Source organism: Bacillus sp. JJ1562 (genome assembly GCF_036962705.1).
Lineage (GTDB): Bacteria > Bacillota > Bacilli > Bacillales > Bacillaceae_L > Ferdinandcohnia.
Window position 1 is genome coordinate 66,190 of the sequence record NZ_JBALOQ010000015.1, and the last position, 21,312, is coordinate 87,501.

Here is a 21,312-nt window from a genome sequence, read left to right on the forward strand (position 1 = left end):
ATAAAGAAGGGGATTTTAACTTTTGTCTCAATACATATTCGAAGAAACATAGAGAAGTTTTACAATTGTAGGAGTTGTATTGTACCAAGTGTGTGGGGTGGTTGAGTCAATATGAAAACTATCCCCAGCTTCCAAACGTGTTATCGCTTCTTCGATCATCACTGTTAGTGAACCTTCTAAAACATAAATAAATTCTTGTCCATTATGGGTAGAGGGTTTATGATTTTTCTTTTCATCCGGCAACAAGATCACAAGCATCGGTTCGAAATGCTGGTTAGGTAAATCCCCTGCTAATGATTGATAAATGAAATTTGCACCATGTATTTCTACATCTTGATGCTTTTTGTGCCGAATAATTTGTTTCGATTCATCTTTCTCATGTAGCTGAGTGAAAAAATAACTTTGTGGTACACCCAATGCCTTGGAAATTTTTGATAAAGACTGTAATGTCACAGACGTTTTTGACCGTTCTAGTTGGGAAAGAAAACTACTAGTAAGATCAGTCTTCTCAGCAACATCCTTAAGTGTATATCCCTTTTGAATACGTAACTCACGAATTTTCTTACCTACACCATTATCCATATTAAACTCCTTTAACTTTATACCTTAATTATAAAGTATTACTTAAAAAAATTCACTATTACATAAATATAATTGTAGAATGGGACAAAGGGACAGGTCCCTCGTTCTAGGAATGAGAGAAATAAGGGCATCCACCGAAAAGAGATCGATGTCCTAATTTTATGGGGGTTTAAAGCACGAAATGTACTCCTAACCTATTAATAGGGTTGTAGGAAAAGTAATTAAAATATAAAAAGAGCATCTCCTTAAAAAAAGTAGATGCTCATTACAAAATATTTAAATTAACGCATGTGCAGCCAGCCATCATCAACAGGGAATGATTGTCCGCTAATGAAGTGTGAACCATCGCTAGCCAAGAAGACTAGTAGCGGTACAAGATCAACACTTTGGTTACAAAGTTTACCGCCAATTTGGATTTGTTGTGCCATTGCTGCATCGTGGGCTGCAAGTTTTTTTAATGAAAGGGTGCGGAGCTTTGCATATTTTTCTTGCAAAGTTCTGCATTTTTATTTTGCAATAAACACAAAGGTTGGTGTTAGTATTCTATAGGTACATACTATTAGATATCACATAAAGAATATTACTTTTTTGGTATAATTAATATCATAGATAAACTACATTCCTTTATAGAAAAAGTAGACAACAAGGGGGAACTAAATTGAGAAAGTATATATTGGGTTTATTAATTGTTATCACTGCTTCAGTCTTAAGTGGTTGTGGATATCAATTAACAACGGCAAATTTGGATAAAATAGTATCTGAAGCTTTAAATGATGAAGGGTTGAACAAATATCTTGAGTCTATAACGTATGAACAAACAGATAGTTACGACCCTGAGGAAGATAATTATGCTTATTACTACTATGATATTATAGCTACCCTTGACGATAGTTATGATAGTTTGGCACCAAAAGAACAAAATGAATTTATAGAGAAGATAGCAAAAGTTGTTGAGAAGAACAGTGGAACTCCACAAGGTATTAATGGTGAGGGTGAATTTTTTTGTGGGGAAGAAATTACATGTGAATTCGGCAATATCATACTAAATACATCTAAACACGTATACCATTCAAACTATAATCTTCCTGGATTGACTTTCTACTTGCACAAAGATGATTTAGATAAAGATTGGGATGAACAAAATATTATCTATGATCCAACTTCAAAAGATGGAAAGTATGTTGACCCAACTTCAGGAAGAGAACCAGATGATAACAGTGAAACATCAGAAAAGATGAATGAAACAGCACTTTCCCAAGAGTTTTTAGAATATAACAGAAAGTACTACACTGCGTACAAAAATAGCTTGGACCTTATTGGAAGCAACTTTGAATTAATCTATGAGGGATACTATAGTTCAGACCTAATAGATGATTTAATAGTATGGACTACCGAGTTTAATGAATTATTGGATGTTTATGAGCAAAATTCAAACCCAGTAAATGAAAATGATAAAAATTTATATACGATTACCAATCAGATGATTACTCAACAAAGGGCTGCTAATGAGCAAATCATAAAAGGCCTTAAAAATGGTGATAACCAGTCACTCAAACTTGCTGGACAATATCTAGAAACAGTTACAAACTTATATTTAGAGGGCTATTCAATAATAGAATAGAGGGACAGGCCCCTCGTCCTAGGAAAAATATGGTGGGACAAGGGACCTGTCCCCGTGTCCCACTACTGTGTAGCGCTTATTTGATTAGGTTCGTTTATTTCTGGAAGTGGGATAAAGTCTGATGGTAAAGTGTCTCCAAGGTTAATTTCATGTTCTGAAAAACCCCTATAATTTATTTGATAAAAGCTTGGATTACCATCCCAAGCGTTTTTAGGTAATGTTACGACATAGGAACCATCTCTTTGTGGAACTGTAATGGAATAGGTTACGTTATCGGGAGTGTTCAAACCAATTAATACTCCTTTATATAGTGCACCTTTTGCATCTGTTGCAACAAGAGTAGGTGGTTCATCCTTAATAATGGTTCCTGCTTCAGGTAATACAATATCAAGCTTTATTCCAAAATCATCAGGGAAAAGAAATGCTTTTCCTTCAGGTAAGGTATACGTGATATTTTCACTAGGTACATACACATTTAAATAGTGGTTCTCATCATCTTCGGGTATGTAGTACATGGCATATTCTCCATTTTCGTTACTAGGGTCAGACATTGAAAATCCCTCCACCCCGTCTCGTCGAATGTTAACCGTAGCTCCTTCAACAGGATTTCCATTTGCGTCTTTAATAGTTCCTTTAATAGGGAATTTCTCTACTCCGAACTTTGGAAACTCTTCATTTTCTTTTAAAACCGCATGAGCAAATACATCTACTAAACTGTTATCTTCTTTGTTTTCCTCAACTTTATCGATTTCAATTGGGAAATACACCATCAATTCCTGCTCTAATGAGAGTAATTCCTTTTTAAGTTCTTCAGTTAAAGCCTTATCATCAATAGTTGCCTCATCAAGTGAAGCAACATGAACGATATCTCTTCCAATCATGTTTGTATCTAGTAAAATCGAGAATTCTCCATTTGTATCTGTAGTCGTTTTTCTTTTATTTGACACTTGAATCACAGCACCCACGACAGGCTTGTCATCTACTAAAAGCTGTCCCTTCGTTAGTTTTTGATGAGAGTTATCCACTTTCCAGCTTTCATATGGGAACTTATAATGTTCTAATTCTAAAGAAGCATCTGAAATTTGGGACTGGATCTGGCTCTGACTTGCCTCTAGCTCTTGATCAGCTTTTTTTTCACCAGCATTCATACAAGCTGAAAGACCTAAAGCCAAGGTGGTGACAAAAAGTAAATGCAGGAAATTTGATCCTCTTTTCATGTTAATACCTCCTAATTACATAATCTGTACATAACAAAATGCTATGCCAAAAGAACTATCTATCCCTACAAAACGCCTATATCCCTACATCTATACACAATTGTGAAACAAAAAGAACTATTTTGGAAAAATTAAATTCCGAATAATTTTTGAAGTCATCTAATATACATATTTTTGTAAAGAAATTGTTACACATTTTTAATAATAGGAGGGGTTTGGATTGGGGAGAAAATTAAGATTTGGTACTGCTATCATAGCTTCTATCATGCTACTGTTAGCTGCATGTCAGTCACAGCCTGAAGAAAAAGAGCCTGAAAAAGAGAAGGAACCTCCAAAAATAGAGGAAAAAGTGGAGGAAAAAGAGGTAAATGGTGATTACCCATCATTTGGTTACGACCTAGGGCTAACGCGACATGTTCCTTATGACGAAATTACGAAAGAGAACGTGAAGGAAGTAGGTCTTGTTTGGAGTAAAAAGTTTAAAGAAATCAATCCAGATATTCCGAATGGTAACCAAAACTATCCGGTTGTTATTGAGGGAGTTGCTTATGTTTCAACAAGCATGAACTTTGTTTATGCCTTTGATGCAATAACGGGTGATGTCATTTGGGAATGGATTCCACCTCAAGAAATTATTGAAAATGCGAAACGCACAGGGATGATCAACACGAACCGTGGTGTGGCTGTTGCAGATGGTAAGGTTTTTATGATCACCAATAATGTTGGGTTAGTATCCATTGACCAAAATACTGGAGAAACCGTTAAATATGTAAAAATCAGTGAATACTTCCCTGATCTAACACCTGAAAATGGATATTATGAAACAACAGCTCCAACTTACTTTGATGGGAAAATTTTTGTAGGCTCATCAGGTGGTGATAACGGTGTTCGTGGTTTTGAAATGGCATTCAATGCGAGTGATTTAACACCAGCGTGGGATGAACCATTCTGGACTGTGCCACCAAAAGGTGAGGATTGGTTAGCTGACGGTTTATTTGGTGGGGGTGGTGCGGTTTGGATGCTGCCAAGCGTTGACGAGGAAACAGGTACACTATACTTCTCTGCGGGAAATCCAGCGCCTGATTTCTATGGCGAAAGTCGCCCTGGTGCAAACCCGCATACAAACTCCGTACTTGCAGTCGACGCGGATACTGGCAAATTAAAATGGGCGCAGCAACAAATCTCCCACGATCTTTGGGACTATGATACAGCCGATAGCCCAACCGTTTATACGGCAACTATTAATGGTGAAAAACGCCGTGTTGTTGCTGTTGGTACAAAAGGTGGGGAATGGTTCGTATATGATGCAAAATCAGGGGAACCCATTTACAAGAATGTCCCATTTGCTAAAATTGACCATCCTGCACCAACACCAGAAGGTACATTGGTTTATCCAGGAATTTTAGGTGGCCAAAACTACGCGCCGAATACGTATGATCCGGTATTGAATTTTGATTTAATTCCTTCTATTGAACAAGGTGCTATCATTAAAACCGCAAAAAATGAAGAAGAAGCGGGTCAAAATACAGGTGGTGGAAGAGGTGGGGCTCAAGCCTTTGGTACATCCTACGCACCTCCTGCCGATGAAGACGCATACGGTACTATTACTGCTTTTGACTTAAACACAGGAAAACAAGTATGGCAAATCGAAACCCCAGATGCTCAGCGTGGAGGTTTAACAAGTACAGCAACAGGCATAACTTTTTACGGTGAATTAGATGGTAAAGTAAATGCCTTAGATACGGAAACAGGTGAGATTCTGTGGACATATCAAACCACGGGTAAAACGATATCTGCTGCACCGTCTATTTTCGTAGTAGATGGTAAACAATACATCATGATTACATCAGCGGGCAGTGATCCTCAAGTGTTTGTATTTGCTTTAGGTGGTGAGCAAAATCAAGCTGAATCAGGAGAAAGTGAAGAAGCAGAAGACCCACATGCTGCTCACGAATCAGAAGAAAAGGAAGAACCTAATACAAATACATCAGAACCTGCTACCACTGAAGCAAATGGGAATGTCATCGAAATCAATCTGACTGCAAAAAATTTCGAATTTGATCCTCAAGAAATTCAAGCAAAAGTAGGGGATACCATTCGCTTCACGATGAGTAATGATTCCGGACTGCACGGTATCGCCCTCGATGAATTCGGCATGAACCTTAAAGAAGGCGAAACCTTTGAATTCGTAGTCACAAAAGCCGGAGAATTCCAATACTACTGCAGCATCCCTTGTGGCCCGGGCCACGACAATATGACGGGAACACTAATCGTAACTTAGGGACAGAGGAAGGTGCAGGAGACCTCATCCCAATTACACAGACCCAATTGTTAGTCAATAACACTAGCAATTGGTTTTTTTGTATGGGAAAAGAGGGTCAGGTACCGTGTCCTAGTAAAAATATGGTGGGTCAAGGAACCTGTCCCTGTGACCCACAACCCATCTCTATCCCAAATTCCCTTTGTTTAGTCTTCTTTACAGTTCTTTTACCGCCACCGCACCCGGATTGCTACCACCATGTCCAGCATCTTGAATCCAGCTCATCATTATGTCACTCCATTTTTTAAATGAATTTTGTAAATATGATATTTTGTACAGGCTCAAACCTTATTTAGAAAGCAGGAAATGGATGAAACACATATAGATTACCACTTTGAGCTCCATAATTATTTTCCGTTTCATAGGCAGTTAACATATTAAACTCCTTACATTTCCAAACCATCCGCTTAAACGTCGAACGGGATATGGCATGTTCATTCAAGCCTAAGTCGGTGCAACATACGATTGATCTCATGGCTCCATGGCAAACCCCTGGAACTTTTGATGATAAGTGAATTAATTGATTCAAACCGAACAATTCTCCGCGTGTGAACTTCTTTTGATAATCAATGAGCCAAATCTCCATATTGACCTTATATTCCTCGTAATCATGGAACAGTGAATACTCTTGAATATCCTTATCTGAACCAATGTTAATTCTTAACATAACTTGAACCCCCTTTTACCATTGTTATAGATAGGAAAAGAGAAAAAGGGGCACTGTTTTTGAAAAACTTTTTTTAATCTTTACAGTCGAAAGATGTCACATGTTATTTCTTAATTTTCACTAAATATTTACAAGCCCTTAATAATCTCCGCTTATAATGGAAGGTAACCAGTTTTTACCTTCACTCAAAAGGGGAGATTATCGTTATGGCCATTCCTAAGGGAGTTTTGAACAAGCCTATATTTGTTAAACTATGGGAGAATTATCCGCTTTTTTCAAAGGTAATTTTAGATGTTGGTATTTTTCTAAAGTATAAGACATTAAAATTAACTAAAATTCCGAATAAAATTACCCTTCCGTCTAGGAATGTCATTTACATTAATAATGCCGAAAATCGAGGAAGGGCGCTTTTAATCAGTGATGGGATTACGCAATCGCGTGTTACTGAATTCTGGGGAAAAGCAGTGGAGTCATACAAGCCATCACTGGTTCTGGATATAGGAGTGAATTATGGAGAATGTATTTTCTCTACAACGTATGAAAGAGATACGACAATTGTTGGAATTGAAGCAAATAAATATTTAATGGATTACATCGAGCGTTCGCGGCAACAGCATGTTAACGGTAATCAAATCAATATTATTCATGCTTTTGCGGGAGAGCAAGAAAAGCCTGATCAATCCTTTTTTATTGATACGCACTGGTCTGGCACCTCTTCAGGCGTGCAAATCTCAGAAAAAAACAGCATTGAAAAAACGGAAGTGCCTGCGATTACCGTTGATTCTCTTTTTAATCAAAAAATGGTAAGCAACCAACGGCTTCTGTTTAAAATTGACGTGGAAGGCTACGAATTTATGGTTCTGAAAGGAATGAGAAATCTCCTTAATAATTCCCGTGATATCCTAGGGATCGTTGAATTTGATAGCCGCTATTTAGAAAAGGCTGGGATAGACCTAGATTCTTATTTGGCATTCTTAGATGGGTATTTTGAAATTCAATTTTATGATGCAGATAACCAACTAAAGAAATTATCATCACCTTCTATTTCTGAATTTATGAAGGAATTTGGTGGGGAGCATGTCCATACGGACCTTATTGTATCGTTGCAAAAACGTTATGAGGAATGGCCTGATTTAGTATCTTGAAATAGTGAATTTTACTTATGGTAAAACCTGTATTAATAGAGAAATTAATATTCAAACAGTCGTTTGTTTGGCGATAAATCCCAATGAATACATGAATCTTGAATTTCAATCAAACGTTTGATTGATTGGATTTATGGGTGCGAAAATCAGCTGTTATAGTGTGGGGAAATCAATTAATATTATTTCAGTATAATGATGGTACAATGAGCAATAAAGCTCGTTGTGCCTTTTTTGCATGTGTCACTACAAACAAAAATAAAAAATGTGTTTTGCACGAATACTAATGTTAATTAGGTTGAAATTAACTTACGCAAAAGCGAGGGATACCATGCAATACACGACTTACCAAAGAGACCTGACAGAATCCTCAACCTTTCAGAAGGATTTGTCTTCGAATGCATTAAAGTATATCGCACTTATTGCCATGTTTTTTGATCATCTTGTTGCAGGTTTTATCCCTCAGGAGACGTTAGCTGGGTTTGTTTCACGAATTCCTGGAAGGGTTGTTGCACCGATTTTTTGTTATTTTATTGCAATGGGATATTTTTACACATCTAATATTAACAAGTATATCGAAAGACTGGTTATTTTTGCAGCTATCTCTCATTTTCCGTATGTATTATACTTTAAATTACCATGGTGGAAAACAACAAGTGTCATGTGGGGATTAGCATTGGGGTTAATCGCTTTGACCATTGTAAAAAGCGAAAAACTCTCGATTTATGTGAAGCTAGCCCTTGTTTTTGTATGTTGTATGCTCGCGTATCCAGCTGATTGGAACTACGTGGCTGTCTTATGGATCGTGTTTTTTGGCATTTTTCGAGGACAATTTAATAAACAAATCCTCAGCTTTGTTTTTATAGGGATTTTTGTGCACATTATACCTGAAATTACTAATTTGGGCTGGCACCATGCGTATCAAATTGGGATTTTCTTGGCGATTCCATTGTTGGTTATGTATAAAGGTAGACGTGGGAGAAAATCAAACCTATTAAAATGGGGCTTTTATGTCTTTTATCCATTGCATTTAATCTTTTTATACATTTTAAAATACATTATTATTGCCTAGTGGAGGTAGTATGAAGAAAGTAATTATAGCACTTATATCGTTAGTATTCGTACTGACAGCTTGTTCATCTACCGTTGTAGAGGAACCAATTGTTGAAGAAACACTTGCGCCTGTTCAGGTATCGGATCCACTAGAAGAGTTAGAACCAATCCCAACTCCAGTAAAATACGAGGGAGATTTGGAATTGCCAGTTAATGGGGCAACAGGTTATGCATCTATCGGTTTGAACCTAAAGACTTCTCCAAATAAAGATTCTGAAACAGTTGAAACACTTGAAGCTGGTACAGCCTTCACAATCGTAGAAGAGGAAGGAAATTGGTGGTTCATAAAAAGTGCTTTTTCAGAAGGTTGGGTAGATAATACGTATTGTTTCATTAACCTTCCCGACGTGATTCCTTCTATTGTATATGATAATAGCAACACGTATTCTTCCGAATTTGTTTCGTCCGGAAAATCGATACCGGGAATATCAGGACAAGCATTGTACGAGGGAAAAACATTTAATGAGAGACTTGGAAAAGAAGAATTTATTGTTCCTGTCTTGTATTCCATGTCTCAAAAAATATTTCATGCTCAGCAAGAAGCATTGGCTAATGGGAATACATTGGTCATCTATGAAGGATACCGACCATATTCCACTCAGAAAGCAGTCGTAGAAGCATTGACCAACTTAGCAAATGTGGATATCGACGTGATGGCAGGCATCAACACAAATCCTTGGAGCACTAATTGGTTTATCGCAACAAATGTTTCAAACCATCAAATGGGATATGCGATTGATGTAACTTTGGCTAAAATTGATTCAAAAGAAGAGGTTGCAATTGGTGAATTTTTAGTTGCCGATATCACGGATTACACCGAATATACAATGCCAACTCCAATACACGAACTAAGTTTGGCGTCTATTACATTTACCAAGCCCGTACCATCATCATCTCCAACAGCATGGAAAAATGCTAAATTAGCAGATACCATGAATGAATCAGCCATCACACTTCAAAAGTATCTAACAAAGGCAGGCCTTACACCACTGGCTTCAGAATGGTGGCACTTCAATGATTTGGATGCAATGAATGCTATAAAACAGCAGCCAAGTGATGGGGGCTATGAGTTAACTGAATGCTTGAGTGTGAGTCCATTAATATCAATGTAGTGGGTCAGGGGTCAGCTCCCTCCTCCCGAATTCTTGAAAGCACCAGTAATAATTTAGGATAACCTGTACTAAACAAGTATTATTATTTATTATTTCAATTAAAGGTGCAATGAATTGTTAATACCATTCGTTGTGCCTATTTTGTGTTAAGCGATTGTGGGATTGGACAGGAAACCTGTCCTGTGTACAAAATGTTTCTAGAAACTTCTTGAAAATAAATTTCAGAAATTAAGCATATCTTCTGCAAAATCAACGTATTTTTAAAAAAACTAGGAAGAAAGTCAGAAAGAGATTTATGAAAAAACATTAATGAAAGCGTTGCCATTAAAAGACCACCGTGTTATTATTTAACTAATATTCTTACTATTTTAAATATTATAGAAATCGATTTCTAAAAGAATGGAGGATATAGAATGAATGTTAAAATCTTTGAAACATCAGAGAGACTTGGAAAAGAGGCAGCTGCTTTAGCTGCTGAAGTATTAAACAAAGCGATTGAAGAAAAGGGTAATGCAAGAATTGCGCTATCAACCGGAGCATCTCAATTTGAAACAATTAAATATCTGGTTGATATGGATGTTGATTGGAGAAAAGTAGAAATGTTTCATTTAGACGAATACGTCAATCTTCCAGAGTCACATAATGCTAGTTTTAGAAAATATTTAAAAGAAAGGTTTGTTAATTTAGTTTCATTAAAGAAAGCTCATTTTGTCAATGGAGAAGGAAACATTCAAGAAACTGTAAGAGAATTATCAGAAGAAATAAGTAGAGAGCCAATTGATCTTGGATTAATTGGAATCGGAGAAAATGCACACGTCGCTTTTAATGATCCTCCTGCCGATTTTGATACAAAGGATCCCTACATAGTTGTTAATTTAGACGAAAATTGTAAACAACAACAAGTTAGAGAAGGATGGTTTGAATCTATTGACAAGGTTCCGAACCAAGCCATTTCCATGTCAGTCCATCAGATTATGAGCAGTAAAGTTATCATCTCCTGTGTACCTCATAAAGTCAAAGCAAAAGCAATAAAAGATGTTTTTGAAAAAGATGTCACCAACATCATTCCTGCTACGATTCTCAAAACTCACCCAGATATTACTCTATTTTTGGATGAACAGTCTGCATCCCAGTTAAACAAGGAAGATATAAAAAGTTAATAAAAGACCTTTTGTTATAGAAATCGATTTCAATATTAGGAGGCTTAGGGGCTATGGAAAGCCAACCGATGCTCGAAAATAAGATTATTAAACCTAAGAAGAAAAGATCATTGCAACAGAAGAAAAGAATATATGGCATTCTTTTTATTCTTCCAGCATTTATATTTATCTTTTCTTTTATGGTTTATCCACTGGTTTATTCGTTTTATATGAGTCTACATGATTACAATTTCGTGTATGATGCAAAGCCTGTGTTCATTGGGCTAGAAAATTATATTGAAGCACTTAAGGATAAAAATTTTATTGTTTCCTTAAAAAATACTTTTGTTTTTGGAACTTCCTATTTTGTTCTGGTAATGGTTATTTCATTAACGCTAGCTCTACTCATTTTTCATACAAAGAGATTTAACAATTTTTTAAGTACGATTATTTTTCTACCAATAGTAGTACCTGTTTCCTTGTCGGCTCTTGTATTCTTATGGATACTACAAGAAAATTATGGTCTTCTAAACCATGTATTAGGTGATGTTTTGAATATGCCATTTCTGACATATGCTTGGTTGAATCATGGCGATACAGCAATGGCAAGTATTATAGGAGTTAGTCTTTGGGCCACAATTGGATTTGAAACTATCCTATTTTTAGGAGGATTACAGTCAATTCCAAAGGATATTCTTGAAGCAGCAGAAGTTGATGGAGCTAGCAGGTTTAAAAGAATTTTCTATATTATTCTACCAAACTTAAAAGAAACCTATATTTTAACTGGAATTTGGGCAGTATTACATGGTTTAAAGGTATTCGTAGAACCAATGGTAATGACAGATGGGGGACCTGGAACCTCTACACTTGTACTGTACCAGGAAATTTATTATACGGCCTTTACGTATTTTGATATGGGTTTTGCCTCAGCAATGGCTTACATACTTGGAGCTTTAGCATTAATCTTCTCATTGCTTAATTTTTATATCAATCGAACAAAGGATCAGGTGTAATGAAAGGGGGAACACAATGAGGCTTTCTCAATTAAGTAGTGGTATAAAGTACTTTATTTTATTTGTAGCAGCAGCTTTTTTTATAACTCCATTCATTTATACACTATTAAACTCATTTAAATCAGAACAAGAAATTTTTCAAGTGCCACAAAGCTTTCTCCCCAATCAAATTATCTTTGATAACTATTTAAAGATATTTACACAGGGGTTTTCAAATTATTTTGTAAACAGTGCAATCATTACAGTTGTTGGTGTTGTTTTGATAACAATATTAGGATCATTGGCAGGATATGCTTTTGCTAGGTTGCCGTTTAAGGGGCAAGATGTATTGCTTATTGCTTTACTTATGACCATTACTCTTCCACTGGCCATATTTTTAATACCGATGTATCTCATGGAAAATCGTTTAGGTATTTTAAATACGAATCTAGGTTTGATTTTACCAAACGTAGCCGTGGGATTACCATTCGCGATTTTTATAATGCGGGCGACATTTTTAAGTATCCCGAAAGAAATTGAGGAATCAGCTGCTATTGACGGATGTGGGGTTTTTCAGACATGGTGGAGAGTTATGCTGCCAATGGCAAAGAATGGATTAATCATCATCATTATCCATGCATTTTATAATATTTGGGGCGAGTATACATTAGCAAAAACATTAGCTACTGATCAGGCATCCATGCCCTTAACAGTGGGTTTAACTCTTTTTAAAGGAGAAGTGTGGGCGTTTGGAACTCTGGCAGCAGTTATCGTCCTATCGATGCTACCGCCTATTCTAATATTTGTTATTTTCCAAAAGCAGATGGTAGAAGGTATTTCTCAAGGGTCCATTAAAGGGTAGAAAGGAGGAACAGTATTTAATTGGCAGGAATTCAATTAAAAAATTTTTGGGGGGAAGTAAATGAAAAAGTTTGCAAGGCTAGTAGGTTTGATTGTGATTTCAATTGTTTTGTTGATTCAGATGGCTTGTTCTTCGGATAATACATCACAAAAACCAGCAGGTGAAGGAAACGAAGGTGGCTCGAAATCCTTAAAGATTGGTGCAGATGCTTGGATGGTGGAAAAACTTAAATTAGACGTAGCAGTTAAAAAATTTAAGGAAAAACATCCGGATATCGATGTTCAAATTTCTCCATATGCAGACAGAACGGTTCTTTCTACATTTGCCTTACAATGGTCGCAAGGAAAAACAGATGTTGACATTGCAATGGTAGACGGAACTGCAACAGCTGTTCAATTCCTTGCAAAAGATTTGCTAATTGATTTCAATGAAACGGATTTTTTTCAAGGTCCAACTGCAAAAGAAAACTTTGTTGGGAATTCCTTAAGCTTTGGTGAGGTTGATGGTTTCCAGTTTGCAATTCCTATTAGCTTAGAGGCCTATGCCATCAATGTGAATAAAAAAATGTTTGACGAGGCTGGGCTTTTAGATGGCAATGGAAACGTAATTCAACCAAAGGATTGGAATGAACTCTATGAATATGCAAAGAAAATGACAAAGGTTGAAGGTGGAAAGGTAACACAACAGGGAATGACGATTCAGTGGGGGCCAAATGCACAGTCTACATTAATTTCTGTAGCACAAGCAATGCAAGGAAGCTTTTATGACGATAAGGGTGTTTTAACATTTGATACACCTGAGGTTAGAGAAATGCTAAAGGTTTGGAAAAAAGGTGCTGACGAAGGGGTCTTTTCCATCGATACATTTACAAACAAAGATGCTGGGAGAAACAATTATAAGGCTGACCAGGTTGCAATGCTCCTACAAAGTGGCTCACATGCTCCTGAAGCTGAACCGACTGTAGGAAAAGGAAATACAACTGTGATTCCAATTCCAGGTTCAGAGGAAAATGGTTCCTATGCGTTCACAGCTGGAATTATTGTACCGAGGGCTTCGAAGAGTCAAGATTTAGCCGTTCAATTTATTCAAGAAGCATTAATGGAAGGTGAGACACAAATTGCAGCTGGAACTGAATGGGGGAAACTTCCTGTTATCAAGGAGCATTTTGAAAAAATTGATGCAGAATGGAAGGACAATTTGTTAGCTATTATTGAGAAATCAGTCTCTGCACCATTTTATAAAGAATATCCAGTGTTAATTAATGAAGTACCGAAGCTTCTTCAAGAATACCTAACAGGTAAGATGGAACTTGATGCCTTTATTGATGAAGTCGAAGGTATGATAGATGATATTGACAAAAATGTGAAGTAAGTACCAATCAAATTGGGCTGTGGTACATTCCGTGTGACATGATTGGACGGGATGTACCCTTCTTCATATGGAATGTAACGGGGAGAACGAAGATGAGTGAAATCAAAAAAAATATAACGATATACGATATTGCAAGAAAGGCAAAAGTATCTCCTGCAACTGTATCGAGAGTCTTAAGCTATAGTGAGTATGGGGTTAGTCCTGTATTACGAAAACGAGTTGAAGAGGTTGCTGATAAACTTGGGTATATCCCGAACATGCTTGGGCGTCAACTAAAGAAAAAAATGAATACGAACATCGGGGTCATCCTTCCTTCAATTAGTAATCCATTTTATCCAAAACTGTTGTTAGGAATTGAGGAAGCCGCCAGACAGGCAGGGAAGCAGGTCTTTTTGTGTAATTCCGGAAGAAGCGCTGATGTTGAAAAAGGATATTTACAGGCATTATATGAAAATCAAGTGAAAGGAATCATTGTATCTTCCATTTCCGATGACTATTCTATGTTTTCTGAAATACAAGAAAGGGGCGTTGCTTTCGTAGCTTTGGATCAAAAAATGGAAAACTTTGATTGTCAGCAAATCCTATTTGACTATGAAAGAGCAGGTTTCATGGCTGCTGAGTATTTATTGAAAAAAGGACATAGAAAAATCGCATTCGTTTCGGCTCCACTCGATCGATTCAGTCGGAAGAGTGTCTTTGATGGGTTTAGGAAGGCAATGTTACAGTATCAAATTGATTTACCAGAGGATTATATTCTTATTTCAACAGTGGAATATGAATCTATCGAGAATAGTTACGAGTTTGAAAATGGAAGGTACTTAACGGATCGGTTGATGAAGCTTAAAGATCCCCCTACTGCTATTTTTACCTGTAATGATATGACAGCATTGGGAGTGTACAATCAGTTAAATCAAATCGGATTAAAAATTCCTGAAGATGTGAGTGTCATGGGAATAGACAATATCGAGGTTTCATCGATGATTTCTCCGGGGTTAACCACTATTCATCAACCAACCTATGAAATGGGAAAAATGGCTTGTAAAATCTTGCTTGAAATTTTAGATGGAGATTTTAATGAAATTGATATTTTACTCCAACCGAAGATTATTGAAAGAGATTCAGTTAGGGAAATGAATACTGGGAGGGAATTACTTGATGCAAAATTGGATTGGAAAGCATTGGATTACCGGTGAGACGCTCAAAGTTCAAATCAAGGATAGAAGAATTCAATCAATCACAAAAACAACAGAGGAGACAGAGGGTTGGATTGCACCTGGATTAATTGATATACAAGTAAATGGAATCGGTGGCTTTGATATAAATGGTACTGATACTACAGTAGAAACGATTAAGAATGTAGTCAAAGTGTTACACGAAGGTGGTGTGACAAGATTTTGTCCAACTGTTGTAACGGGTACAAAAGAAAGAATCCTTCATTGTGTGAGGACAATTGCAAAAGCTTGTATGGAAGATTCGGTTGTCAACCATGCAGTAATCGGCATTCACGTGGAGGGTCCATTTATCTCAGCTGAGGATGGCCCTAGGGGAGCACATAACTTAAATTGGGTTAGAGATCCTGATTGGGATGAGTTTTTGGAATGGCAAGAGGCAGCCGATAATCGAATATGTAAGGTTACATTAGCACCTGAAAAGCCAGGAGCCATTAAGTTTATTGAAAATCTTTATAAAGCAGGAGTTGTTGCTGCGATTGGACATTCGAATAGTACTGAGGAAGATATACAGAACGCGGTATATGCGGGAGCAACCATGAGTACACATCTTGGTAATGGGGCCCACCCTTATATAAAGCGACATCCGAACTATATTTGGGCACAGCTTGCAGATGATAGACTTTGGGCTGGTCTGATCCCTGATGGACATCATTTACCGTATTCGACTTTGAAAGTTATGGTTCGTGCCAAAGGTAATAAAGCAATTTTAACAAGTGATGCAGTTAATCTAGCTGGTTTGCCACCGGGAAGATACCGTACTCATATCAATGATGATGTTGTTTTAGAGGAGGATGGATTTTTACATTTAGCAAATACTCCTGATATTCTCGCAGGATCAGCAACACCCCTGCATCTTGGAATTAGAAAGGTATTAAAAGATAAAGTTTTTTCCTTAGAAGAAGCTATTAAAATGGCTACACTTCACCCTGCGAACTTGTTTGGTTTATCCGATAAAAAGGTGGGAACTCTTGAGGTTGGATCACCAGCAGACTTTATATTTTTTAATTGGGATGAAAATGAGAGAGAGTTTTCGATTTTAAAAACAATTTCAAATGGGTCAATTGTATATGAAAGTAAATAGGATTACATTGATTGGAGGTCATATTTTTGTTAAAAGTAGGGCAAGTTGGTGGAGGAATTATGGGGCAACAACATATGTCTGTCTATCAACAATATCATCGCACTCAGGTTATGTCTTTAGCTACTTCTAATCCAATTGTCGGTAGACAAATAAGTGAGCGTTTCGGTGCTAATTATTATGAGAATCACCAAGAGATGTTGGAAAAAGAGGATATCGACGTTGTCAGTATTGCTACGCCAGATTTTGCTCACTATTTAATTGCGAGGGATGCACTTGAGGCTGGCAAGCATGTGTTAGTAGAAAAACCTTTGACCATGAGTGTAGAGGAAAGCAGAGAAATTCTATCTTTGGCAAATAAAAGGAATCTCACCGTTATGACGTTATTTAGTAATCGATGGATTTCTTCCTATGCTCAAGCAAAGCAACTGTTAAAAAAGAAAAACTTAACCCCAATTATGGGTTATGCACGTAAAAATGATCGAATTTTTGTCCCGACGGAAATGATCAAGTGGGCAGATCTTACAACACCCGCCTATTTCTTATCCTCACATGATATCGATTTGATGAACTGGTTATTTGAATCGAAAGTTGTTGAAGTATATGCATCAGCAGTCAAAAAAGTATTAAAAGGGATTGGAATCGACACACCAGATGCCATTCAAATTCAAGCAAAGTATGAAAATGGTGCAATTGCGACTTTTGAATCCTGCTGGAGTTATCCGAATACATATCCTACGATTGTAGATTCCTTTGTCGAAGTGATCACTGAAGAAGAAGTCATATACTTAGATCGAAAAATAGAAAATATGGAGTACGCAAGTCCAGAGGGCTTTACTACACCTAGAAATCAGTTGCATTTTGAAATAACAGGTAAAAGAAGAGGAGCTTTCGTGTATGCAATAGAGCACTTTGTTGACTGCATCCTAGACAATAAACCTGTTCAAATAACCCTGAAAAGTTCCCATCACGTAACCGCCATCCTATCCGCAGCACACATATCAATCAAATCAGGCAAACCAGAAAAGGTCATTGAGTAGTGATAGAGAAGTGAAGGTGCGCAGGTCTCAGATTCTTGAAAACACCTAAAAGATCTTAAACTGTTGAGTTTTGGTACTGAAAACTAATTTTAGATATAGTAAATTAACTTAATCTGTCATACACTTTTATTAGAGTATAAATGACAAGGAGGCATACCATGATATCACGCCAAGAATATGAGCTTATTAAACAGGAAACATTGGAATACTTCGAGAAGTGCAATATTGTTTTAACAGAGGAAGAGATTGATAGAATTGAAATCGCAGACTTTGGGTTAAATAGAGTTAGAGAGCTTGGTTTACAGCTGATGGTATACATCAACACTGAGCGGTGTTGCGCTAAGGACCTAGTGCTTCTTCCAAACCAGACTTGTCCTGAACATCTACATCCACCTGTAGGAGAATCTCCAGGTAAGGAGGAGACTTTTAGATGTCGTTATGGAACCGTTTACTTGTATGTGCCGGGTCCTGCAGTGGACCAACCAAAAGCTACAATACCGGAAGACAAAAAAGATACATTCACCGTGTGGAATGAAATCGTCCTAAAACCCGGTGAGCAATATACCTTAGAACCAAATACATTACATTGGTTCCAAGCAGGGGATGGAGGGGCAGTTGTTTCCGAATTTTCAACGATGAGTACTGATGAATATGACGTTTTTACTGATCAAGAAATAAAAAGAATTCCTGAAATTGAGTAGGATGATCACATTACTATCCTAGGTTTCACATAAAACGAAAGGCACAACTCGCGGTTAAAATCCGCTAGTTGTGCCTGTTTATGTTTAGAGAGTGTTGGACGGAAAACCTACTTTCCGACTTTTCTTCCAAATCTGTTCGTATTGAACGAGTCTTGTTTCGAATAGTTTTAGAGGGTCGTAGTAGATTTCTGGATTAGATTTCATTTTAGCAAATGTTTCTTTATCTTGCTCCACACCACTTTTTGTTTCGTCAATGGATTCCGACAACTCTTTTAGTGGTTCTTTATAGAAGAGACCAATATCCTGCTGTAAGGATTTACTGAAAAAGTCAAATTGCTGCCAAAACTTCCTCTGAATCGAGTCGATCACATCCGAGTACGATTCATTTTCTACATAGCGTTTGTACTGGTTGAGCATGTAAGCTTGCTGTTTTTGTGGTAGCAAGCCTAACACTTTGCCAGCACCCTTCAGTAGCACTTGTGCAGGATTATGACGAAGCATTATGTTTTCTTTTTCAATTTGAATTTGATAGGTCATGCGACTAATGTCTCGACTCCAATCCTCGACCACCTTAAAGTCACAGTGCAGCTTCAGCTCTTTTTCGGGATACCCTTCAGCAAGAGACTCAGTCATGCCATCTAAATAATCCTGGGTAGCCACTAATTTTTGATTTGCATTTTCGATCCATTCCTGAAGTTTTTCGGTAAGAGTCGGTACAATCTCTTTATCAAATAAGCTTCGAATCTCTTCATTCATTTTTTCATTTAACTCAATATGCAGCTGGTTGAGGTTACTGTCTTCTGTAATATACTCCGAGCAACCTGAAAGGACTTTCGGTATTTTTTCAGAAAGGTCTCGTTTAACCTCCGAAATTACGGCCGCGAATGAATCTACAATTTCTTTACTTTGGCCAATTTCCATATCATGCAGACTGTTGTTAAAACCAGTTAATCTTGTGATATATTCTTCATTATGTGCGATTAACTCAATAAGTTTATTTTCAGCATCGACACGTTTTTTAAGAAGATTGGAAATCGTTTTTCTAAGTAAAAATAGGATTTTTCCAACACGGTTAACAGTAAGGAAGCTTGCCTTTATGTCCCGGAGGACATTGCCATTCCTAACAGAATGAATAACCGCATCCGGGAAGTACTCTTTTATTTTTTCGCGGTCAAACGTATTAGGTAGCACAAAATGGACTGGAGTATCCTTGACGGAATGTTTGATTTGTGCGAGATAATCTAAGTCCAGCTCTGTCAAAGTTTCGGCATGATGCACAAATAGAATGCCATCGACCACAGGCAAATAGCCAAATGTTTTCCGTTTTTCCATAAAGTACTCATTAAAGCCAGTCGTATTTAGCTTTAGTCCTGTCTGCTGTAATTGAGTAGAAGGTAGGCTCGCCTCTATAATTGAGTCCGGATTCGTAATTTCCTCGAATGCAGTCAATGGGCTTCGGCCTGTATCGGAAACCTCAGTAAATTCCTTCTTTTCTCCATATTGAAAGCATGCAAAAGAAGACAGAGATGGTGTTAGAATTTCCTCTTCTATAATCGAATTAATGAAAGAACCTTTCCCTTTACCTAGGACAAGCAAGTTCGTTGTCTCCACATCAAAAAGTTGATCAAAGCCCCATACTAAGCGATTGCTTGTTTCGATATTATTTTTTCGTGCCCAATCGATAATCGTCTTCATAAAGTGGTGGCATTCGTCTATTGATAAAGCTTGACTTTGTGCATTTTCCAGTACGATCTCAGCCTCTTTGACAATTACAGTTTTGATGGCTGATGGAAAAATGTCATCCCACGCTAGAATTGCTGCAGCAGCTGTAAGACCATTCGTTGCGGTGGTCGTATTCAACCAATTAATCAACAATTTCGGCATTAATACCCCAATGTCACGCAATAAATAATTTCCTGTCGTTAATTCGAGATAAGCTTCCTCAAATAATTCAGAAATCATGTACCAAGAATCGTACGGATCAATCTCTAAATCTTTCATAATCCGAATGACCGACTGTAGCCAGTCTAGATAGTGATCTGTATTTTTGTAATTTTGCCAAATAGCTGCAAGTAGCTGTTTAAACCTAGGCTGGTCAAGTTCATATAATTTTCGTAACACTGAAACGAATGTATCAGGCGTAAATGCACTACCATGTCCAGACTCACAATATGCAATTAGAGCTTCATACCAAACTAGATCCTGTGTTCGCTTAGCTTCATTAATCGCTAGCTCTACAGCATTTTTCCAATCTTCCTGTTCTTCATAAAAACGCTTGGCAATTGATGTTAGTTCAGGATAATCAGGATTTCCTTTAATCGCTTCCTGTAGAACACGATAAGCAGCATCAAGCTTGTTATCCTCAAGATAAAGTGAAAATAGACTTAACGAAACCTCGCTGGTCAGACTTTTATTTTTTGAAATAATCGAGCCATACACTTCTTCCGCATTTGAAAGTAATCCAAGTTCATAATACGCATCGGCAATATTTTTCTTAGCCCATGGTTGTAGATCATTGGTGATGCTTTCCCATTTATATATCGCAGCCTCATAATCCTTAGAATGAAAGTAAATTTCCCCTTGGGCAAAGCGAATATACGACAGGTCATATAGTTCTTTTTCCTGCTCAACTATGTATGCTTCACCGAGAATCTCTACAGGATGCCTTTTATCGGTTTCAGAAATTAAAGTTTGATAAAATGATTTCGTAATAAACTCATGTTCAGATGTCATATGTAAACCTCCATTACTGGGTCAGGGGACAGTTCCCGTGTCCCAACTTGTTCTTCTCTGGTAGGATGATAGGAACTTATTATTTGTTCCTCCGGAATATACTTATACCATATCATAAATATATACGTTGTAATTGCTCGGATTATGTCGGCTAATTTCATAACTCCTTTTCTTTTAATATCAAATAATAGGCAGAATCGGCAATTATCATATTTTTATAAGGGAGAAGTGTAGTGTGAAGGAGTCCTCTGGACCTATTCGACCAATCGGAAGTCCAGAACCATTTATAAAGCCTTGCAAAAATTAGTATCTGTTAGGCTTTTTTTATAGTCTACTGAAAATACTGCAGACATTTTTTGAAAAATTTATGAAAACTATTAATTGTATATT

Annotated in this window: 18 protein-coding genes; 13 read left to right on the forward strand and 5 right to left on the reverse strand. The window is 37.1% G+C overall.

All coding sequences use genetic code 11. From position 1 onward, the window contains the following. Positions 1-27 precede the first annotated feature (27 nt). Both V7097_RS09630 and V7097_RS09635 read right to left on the reverse strand, forming a co-directional pair. Positions 28-582, reverse strand: a complete 555-nt coding sequence (locus V7097_RS09630; RefSeq protein ID WP_335703390.1) for a helix-turn-helix domain-containing protein — start codon at positions 580-582, stop codon at positions 28-30. A gap of 281 nt (positions 583-863) precedes the next feature. Further along, on the reverse strand, positions 864-1,076 hold the full coding sequence (locus V7097_RS09635) for a hypothetical protein (RefSeq protein ID WP_335703391.1): 213 nt from the start codon (positions 1,074-1,076) through the stop codon (positions 864-866). 164 nt (positions 1,077-1,240) lie between these two features. On the opposite strand from V7097_RS09635, the gene V7097_RS09640 reads away from it, so the two are divergent. Then, entirely contained in the window at positions 1,241-2,203 is a 963-nt protein-coding gene (locus tag V7097_RS09640; RefSeq protein ID WP_335703392.1) for a hypothetical protein, read from the forward strand. A 62-nt stretch (positions 2,204-2,265) separates the two neighbouring features. Here V7097_RS09640 and V7097_RS09645 read toward each other — a convergent pair whose 3' ends face one another. Then, positions 2,266-3,420, reverse strand: a complete 1,155-nt coding sequence (locus V7097_RS09645) for an Ig-like domain-containing protein (RefSeq protein WP_335703393.1) — start codon at positions 3,418-3,420, stop codon at positions 2,266-2,268. 220 nt (positions 3,421-3,640) lie between these two features. Between V7097_RS09645 and V7097_RS09650 the strand changes: the two genes are divergently transcribed. Continuing rightward, positions 3,641-5,701: an outer membrane protein assembly factor BamB family protein gene (locus V7097_RS09650; protein ID WP_335703394.1), complete on the forward strand. Its 2,061-nt coding sequence runs from the start codon at positions 3,641-3,643 to the stop codon at positions 5,699-5,701. 331 nt (positions 5,702-6,032) lie between these two features. On the opposite strand, the gene V7097_RS09655 is transcribed toward V7097_RS09650, so the two are convergent. After that, entirely contained in the window at positions 6,033-6,407 is a 375-nt protein-coding gene (locus tag V7097_RS09655) for a hypothetical protein (protein ID WP_335703395.1), read from the reverse strand. A gap of 206 nt (positions 6,408-6,613) precedes the next feature. On the opposite strand from V7097_RS09655, the gene V7097_RS09660 reads away from it, so the two are divergent. From V7097_RS09660 to V7097_RS09710, 11 genes are all read left to right on the forward strand, one after another. Next, positions 6,614-7,552 carry an FkbM family methyltransferase gene (locus V7097_RS09660; protein ID WP_335703396.1) on the forward strand — a complete coding sequence of 313 codons (939 nt, stop codon included), beginning with the start codon at positions 6,614-6,616 and terminating at the stop codon, positions 7,550-7,552. Positions 7,553-7,880: 328 nt separating this feature from the next. Beyond that, positions 7,881-8,621, forward strand: a complete 741-nt coding sequence (locus tag V7097_RS09665; RefSeq protein WP_335703397.1) for a TraX family protein — start codon at positions 7,881-7,883, stop codon at positions 8,619-8,621. Positions 8,622-8,631: 10 nt separating this feature from the next. Next, positions 8,632-9,774, forward strand: coding sequence for a M15 family metallopeptidase (locus tag V7097_RS09670; RefSeq protein ID WP_335703398.1), 1,143 nt, complete (start codon positions 8,632-8,634; stop codon positions 9,772-9,774). Positions 9,775-10,187: 413 nt separating this feature from the next. Beyond that, positions 10,188-10,934: a glucosamine-6-phosphate deaminase gene (locus tag V7097_RS09675; protein WP_335703399.1), complete on the forward strand. Its 747-nt coding sequence runs from the start codon at positions 10,188-10,190 to the stop codon at positions 10,932-10,934. Positions 10,935-10,987: 53 nt separating this feature from the next. After that, complete coding sequence (locus V7097_RS09680; protein ID WP_335703400.1) at positions 10,988-11,926, forward strand: carbohydrate ABC transporter permease; 939 nt, start codon at positions 10,988-10,990, stop codon at positions 11,924-11,926. Between the two features lie 16 nt (positions 11,927-11,942). After that, the gene (locus V7097_RS09685; RefSeq protein WP_335703401.1) at positions 11,943-12,767 is read left to right on the forward strand and encodes a carbohydrate ABC transporter permease; all 825 of its coding nucleotides are present in this window, start codon (positions 11,943-11,945) and stop codon (positions 12,765-12,767) included. Positions 12,768-12,827: 60 nt separating this feature from the next. Beyond that, on the forward strand, positions 12,828-14,138 hold the full coding sequence (locus tag V7097_RS09690) for an extracellular solute-binding protein (RefSeq protein WP_335703402.1): 1,311 nt from the start codon (positions 12,828-12,830) through the stop codon (positions 14,136-14,138). Positions 14,139-14,230: 92 nt separating this feature from the next. Continuing rightward, positions 14,231-15,331 carry a LacI family DNA-binding transcriptional regulator gene (locus tag V7097_RS09695; RefSeq protein ID WP_335703403.1) on the forward strand — a complete coding sequence of 367 codons (1,101 nt, stop codon included), beginning with the start codon at positions 14,231-14,233 and terminating at the stop codon, positions 15,329-15,331. Then, the gene (gene nagA / locus V7097_RS09700; RefSeq protein WP_335703416.1) at positions 15,294-16,451 is read left to right on the forward strand and encodes an N-acetylglucosamine-6-phosphate deacetylase; all 1,158 of its coding nucleotides are present in this window, start codon (positions 15,294-15,296) and stop codon (positions 16,449-16,451) included. Before V7097_RS09695 ends, nagA begins: the two co-directional genes overlap by 38 nt. Before the next feature lie 26 nt (positions 16,452-16,477). Then, complete coding sequence (locus V7097_RS09705; RefSeq protein ID WP_335703404.1) at positions 16,478-17,488, forward strand: Gfo/Idh/MocA family protein; 1,011 nt, start codon at positions 16,478-16,480, stop codon at positions 17,486-17,488. A gap of 158 nt (positions 17,489-17,646) precedes the next feature. Continuing rightward, on the forward strand, positions 17,647-18,189 hold the full coding sequence (locus tag V7097_RS09710; protein ID WP_335703405.1) for a D-lyxose/D-mannose family sugar isomerase: 543 nt from the start codon (positions 17,647-17,649) through the stop codon (positions 18,187-18,189). Between the two features lie 84 nt (positions 18,190-18,273). Here V7097_RS09710 and V7097_RS09715 read toward each other — a convergent pair whose 3' ends face one another. Next, the gene (locus V7097_RS09715) at positions 18,274-20,922 is read right to left on the reverse strand and encodes a tetratricopeptide repeat protein (protein ID WP_335703406.1); all 2,649 of its coding nucleotides are present in this window, start codon (positions 20,920-20,922) and stop codon (positions 18,274-18,276) included. Positions 20,923-21,312: the final 390 nt, after the last annotated feature.

Coding starts and splice junctions, on each gene's coding strand:
- V7097_RS09670 (WP_335703398.1), top strand. CDS start 8,632: ATGAAGAAAGTAATTATAGCACTTATATCGTTAGTATTCGTACTGACA.
- V7097_RS09655 (WP_335703395.1), bottom strand. CDS start 6,407: ATGTTAAGAATTAACATTGGTTCAGATAAGGATATTCAAGAGTATTCA.
- V7097_RS09675 (WP_335703399.1), top strand. CDS start 10,188: ATGAATGTTAAAATCTTTGAAACATCAGAGAGACTTGGAAAAGAGGCA.
- V7097_RS09685 (WP_335703401.1), top strand. CDS start 11,943: ATGAGGCTTTCTCAATTAAGTAGTGGTATAAAGTACTTTATTTTATTT.
- V7097_RS09665 (WP_335703397.1), top strand. CDS start 7,881: ATGCAATACACGACTTACCAAAGAGACCTGACAGAATCCTCAACCTTT.
- V7097_RS09630 (WP_335703390.1), bottom strand. CDS start 582: ATGGATAATGGTGTAGGTAAGAAAATTCGTGAGTTACGTATTCAAAAG.
- V7097_RS09715 (WP_335703406.1), bottom strand. CDS start 20,922: ATGACATCTGAACATGAGTTTATTACGAAATCATTTTATCAAACTTTA.
- V7097_RS09695 (WP_335703403.1), top strand. CDS start 14,231: ATGAGTGAAATCAAAAAAAATATAACGATATACGATATTGCAAGAAAG.
- nagA (WP_335703416.1), top strand. CDS start 15,294: ATGCAAAATTGGATTGGAAAGCATTGGATTACCGGTGAGACGCTCAAA.
- V7097_RS09680 (WP_335703400.1), top strand. CDS start 10,988: ATGGAAAGCCAACCGATGCTCGAAAATAAGATTATTAAACCTAAGAAG.
- V7097_RS09710 (WP_335703405.1), top strand. CDS start 17,647: ATGATATCACGCCAAGAATATGAGCTTATTAAACAGGAAACATTGGAA.
- V7097_RS09690 (WP_335703402.1), top strand. CDS start 12,828: ATGAAAAAGTTTGCAAGGCTAGTAGGTTTGATTGTGATTTCAATTGTT.
- V7097_RS09660 (WP_335703396.1), top strand. CDS start 6,614: ATGGCCATTCCTAAGGGAGTTTTGAACAAGCCTATATTTGTTAAACTA.
- V7097_RS09645 (WP_335703393.1), bottom strand. CDS start 3,420: ATGAAAAGAGGATCAAATTTCCTGCATTTACTTTTTGTCACCACCTTG.